This is a genomic window from Peribacillus sp. NPDC056705, from assembly GCF_043656335.1.
The window spans coordinates 1-3,909 of record NZ_JBHTYI010000071.1 but is presented as its reverse complement, the minus strand read 5'-3'; the positions used below and the strand labels follow the sequence as shown (position 1 = coordinate 3,909).

At 31.1% G+C, this 3,909-nt stretch carries 6 protein-coding genes and 1 pseudogene; 2 read left to right on the top strand and 5 right to left on the bottom strand.

The window, feature by feature from the left end; genetic code table 11:
* The first annotated feature begins 216 nt into the window (after nucleotides 1-216).
* Together ACFRAK_RS27225 and ACFRAK_RS27220 are read left to right on the top strand one after the other, a co-directional pair.
* A complete protein-coding gene (locus ACFRAK_RS27225) occupies nucleotides 217-1,341 on the top strand; it encodes a hypothetical protein (protein ID WP_394572913.1) in 1,125 nt (374 codons plus the stop codon).
* Between the two features lie 101 nt (nucleotides 1,342-1,442).
* Nucleotides 1,443-2,171: a peptide arginase family protein gene (locus ACFRAK_RS27220; RefSeq protein WP_394572912.1), complete on the top strand. Its 729-nt coding sequence runs from the start codon at nucleotides 1,443-1,445 to the stop codon at nucleotides 2,169-2,171.
* A gap of 101 nt (nucleotides 2,172-2,272) precedes the next feature.
* On the opposite strand, the pseudogene ACFRAK_RS27215 reads toward ACFRAK_RS27220, so the two are convergent.
* The 5 genes and pseudogenes from ACFRAK_RS27215 to ACFRAK_RS27195 form a co-directional block, all read right to left on the bottom strand.
* Nucleotides 2,273-2,350 (bottom strand): annotated as a pseudogene (locus ACFRAK_RS27215) (N-acetylmuramoyl-L-alanine amidase); the annotation flags it as partial.
* A 12-nt stretch (nucleotides 2,351-2,362) separates the two neighbouring features.
* Nucleotides 2,363-2,704 carry an N-acetylmuramoyl-L-alanine amidase gene (locus ACFRAK_RS27210; protein WP_394572911.1) on the bottom strand — a complete coding sequence of 114 codons (342 nt, stop codon included), beginning with the start codon at nucleotides 2,702-2,704 and terminating at the stop codon, nucleotides 2,363-2,365.
* Complete coding sequence (locus ACFRAK_RS27205) at nucleotides 2,694-2,936, bottom strand: hypothetical protein (RefSeq protein ID WP_394572910.1); 243 nt, start codon at nucleotides 2,934-2,936, stop codon at nucleotides 2,694-2,696. Before ACFRAK_RS27205 ends, ACFRAK_RS27210 begins: the two co-directional genes overlap by 11 nt.
* Before the next feature lie 16 nt (nucleotides 2,937-2,952).
* Nucleotides 2,953-3,177, bottom strand: a complete 225-nt coding sequence (locus ACFRAK_RS27200) for a BhlA/UviB family holin-like peptide (protein ID WP_394572909.1) — start codon at nucleotides 3,175-3,177, stop codon at nucleotides 2,953-2,955.
* A gap of 500 nt (nucleotides 3,178-3,677) precedes the next feature.
* Nucleotides 3,678-3,909: hypothetical protein (locus ACFRAK_RS27195; protein ID WP_394572908.1), on the bottom strand; the 232-nt coding region annotated here is incomplete at its 5' end.

The window sequence follows — 3,909 nt, the reverse complement described above, 5'->3', positions numbered from 1 at the left end:
GAGATTACTAAGCCCCTACTCAATTCGAGTAAGGGGAGATTTTTGTTTATAGTGATTTCAACAAAACACAAGGTAGTTTATAATAATTCTAGAAATATATTACAGAGAGTAAAGCGTCTATATAGAAATTATTAAATGAAGGTCTTATTGAATAACTCCTAAATTTGTTGCAAGTGTAGATTATACAAAGGCGTTTATGAGAAAGGGTTGCTTTTTATGAAAATGAACTTCCTAGAGCCTTATCTATTAGAGGATTTTAAACAAGTTATTTCTGATAATGAGGACTTTCTAATTCTGGAATACGGAAATAATAATGGCAAAAATAAATTGAATTGTGTTTTTTCGGCAAGAGATTGGATTCAAGTAGTAGTTAACAGTATTCCATCTATAGATTTAAAACACAAAAACCCAGATGTTTTATCCCTAAATATGGTTCAATTTATAGGGGCAATTGACTTACTTGTCGAATCTGTTCAACAAATTCATAGAGTTCTTAATAATGATAAAAATTATCCATTACTTAAAGATAATACTACGTTCAGAAAAAGTATTTCCGACGATGATTATTTTTCACATATTAGAGCAGCTTTTGGTACTCATCCAGTTAATTTAGTCAGTAAAAACGGGATAAAATCTAAAAAAAGGTACTTCGCATCATGGTCAAGCAGTAGTGGAAATGGAATATTTAGTGTCCATTTGTACAGCAATGATCCAAATGAAAAAGATGAGGAATTGACTATTGATTGTAAGGATTTAATTTCTTATTGTCAAAAACGATATGAACATTTGACCGGGTTAATCAATATAATTATTAAACAAGCCACTCAGTTTAAAAGTGAACAATCAAAAATTTTAATTACTAAAAAAGAAACACCTTTGGAACAGCTATATATTCTAAGGGCAGAAAACAAGAAAAGATTTGGTGATGATGGATATAAATGTGAAATCGAAGAATTAATTGAACTTTATGGTGCTCCTAAAAACTTTAATTTTCCTAATGTGATAATAAATAACTACTTAGATCAAATAAGACCGTGTATCGATGAAATTTTCGAAAACCTTCAATCTATGTGTATTGTAGATTTAATGATTTATCCGTCTCCACGATATAATTACACACCTAACCTAAGTAAACACTCGTATTATATTCAAAAAATATATGAGCATATCATTAGAAGTGATTACTGGCATCAGAGAGATATGATTCCATCTTATATTGAAGTTTTAAAAGAAAATGATATTTTACCGGATTTTGTAACTATAGATTTAGACAAAAGGGATTTAAGGTTAATCTTGAATGCAATATTATATAATGAAGGTGCTAAAATAGCGAATGGTTAGAGTGAAAAAGGAGATGAGCATGCTATTATTATAGATGATATTACAAGTGAAACACTATTTCACTTTACTAATAGAACGAACAATGCAATAGGAGTGAAAATATGGGGGCACTGAAAAATTACAAGGTTTGTTTTCCAGAACATAAAATATTTGTTATGTGTGATCACAACTGGGCTTTCGCTGCTTGGGAGTTAAGTAAGGTGTATGATTTTATCGAACCAAATGCCACTTTAGTCCATGTTGACGCCCATTTAGATGATCTTCCGGATGGTATTTTAGTGAATGGATTAGGTTCTATTAAAAATAAACAAGATGTTTATAATGTAACTGAAAATTTGCAAATTGCAAATTTTATATGGGCAGGATTTGCAACAGATTCTATTGATAACATAATTTATGTAACACCAAAAACAAATGAAACACAAAGCCATGATCCATTTGATCTTTCTGATTCGAAGTTCAATGATTGGGAATTAGAACTAAGTGAGTTACTATCTAGTAAGAAATACCAAGGTAAAAGGTTGCAAACTATTGAAGACCTTGTTTATGAAAAAGTAAACGGTCGGATTTCTCAATATTTAAATAACAAACCTGTAATACTTGATTTAGATTTGGATTATTTCAATACAAGTCAATATTTTGAGCCTGAATTAATGGATGATGAAAAGATAAGAAAAAACCTCATTTCTTTGCGGGATTTATATGATTGGGATTTGATTACAGTGGCTTTGTCTCCTTTGTTTTGTGGAGGAGATGATGCATGTTGGCATATTTACGAGATATTCTTAGAAGTATTTAATTTAGACCTTACTAAAACTGAACTATGGTAATAAAATAATAAATTTAAAAGTTTATAAAGCCATTTCATCATCACTCTTTAAGTCTGAATAAATGAGTGCCCTTCTCACATAAAGAGGGGCACTCATTTTTTCTATCCTTTTACAATACTAGCTGAATATCCTTTTTTCTTTAACTCTTCAGCTAATTTAGCTGCATTTTTCTCATCGGAAAATGCCCCAACTTATACCCTATGTACAACGTTTTTCTTTTCAACTAGTTTAGCTTCTTCTTTCAACCTTTTACCTGATAACGTTTCAGCTATTGCTTTACAACAATAATCAAAATTCTTATTGTAAGCATCGGCATTGGTTTTAGTATCAACAAAGCATACCTCTATCAAAATGGCTGGCTTAGCTGTTCCTTTTAGAAATCCAAGATCAGTCCGTTTCTTAGCACCTCGATCCTTAATTCCAAGTACTTCTGAAATAGCCTTCGACACTTTTGCGGCCAACACTTTATTCCCGTCACCATAATAAAGTACCTCCGTACCGCCGGTTTCCTTTATACCAGCATTAAAATGCACAGATACATCTAAAATCCCTACTTTTACTATTGTGATATTTAACTATTGTATTGATATTATCCCGTTGAGTTTTTGAAGTGTTATCATTAAATATATTTACTTTACAATCTAATTCTTTTAGATATTCAGCAACTTTCGGTACAACCTTCCTAGCTTCATTAACCTCATCTAGATACCCACTTGCACCACGTACCACTTTAGCGTGACCACTTGAAATAACGAATTCATCCATTTTAATTCCTCCTTAGTTATTTATTTTCCTGTACAATGATTTGTTTTATTTCATTTACATCTTGAGCCAATGTTGAGAATGCTTGAGCTTGTGTTTCTATTACGTCTTGATTCTTTTCAATTACAGCCTGATAATTTGCTTTCTGTTCTTTATTAGTTTTCATTGTTGAATACAACATCCAAACAAATAAGGCTGCGAATCCCCCCTCTTTTAAAAACATGTTTAAGATATCTAGTTCCAAACTCCCCCCTTTTCATTACAAAATAAAAAGCCGCCCTTTTGGGACGACTTGGATTTATTACTATTTAGTTTTTTTCACAATCTAAACTACACATTTTGCAAGTGGTCAAATAGGTGGAGGGTACTCATATACAGACCGAAAACACTCCAATCGATTTATAAATCCTAGGCCTTACGATCACCTTTTTGATGCTCAGTTTCTATAGAATATCACTTTGAAGAACTAGGAATATCTATTTTGCCGACATTGCGTTCTATACATCTTGGAGCTAGGAAAGTAATTCAGAAAAAATATTTTAGCAAAGGGCATGGTTATTGTACAGTACTTTTTAATCAGCGTTGTGTTATTTAAACTTCTCTTTTCAAACTTAATTGATTGTTTTAGATAGTATAAGCTTAATATTCTAAATTTAGCTCTTTAATAACACTATCAATTATACTGTATGCTTTTTACCTTTCTCTTTATTAGTTATCCATAAAAAGAAAACCCATATTTTCCCTCTATTCAGTTATGAATTTTTCTCCAGATGAAATAAAGTTATTAAAATTATCATACAAATAATTATAAGGAATAACTTTAAACCATCTTGGTTCATTTTTCAGTAACCTATTAAACGGTTCTTGAAGTTCCGCTTCTAATTTCCCGATAATCCCTATACAAGATGGATTAACAATTTTGACTTTGAATTTTTTTTCAAATGACTTTCTGTGTTTGTGCTCTTCAAAGAACTCC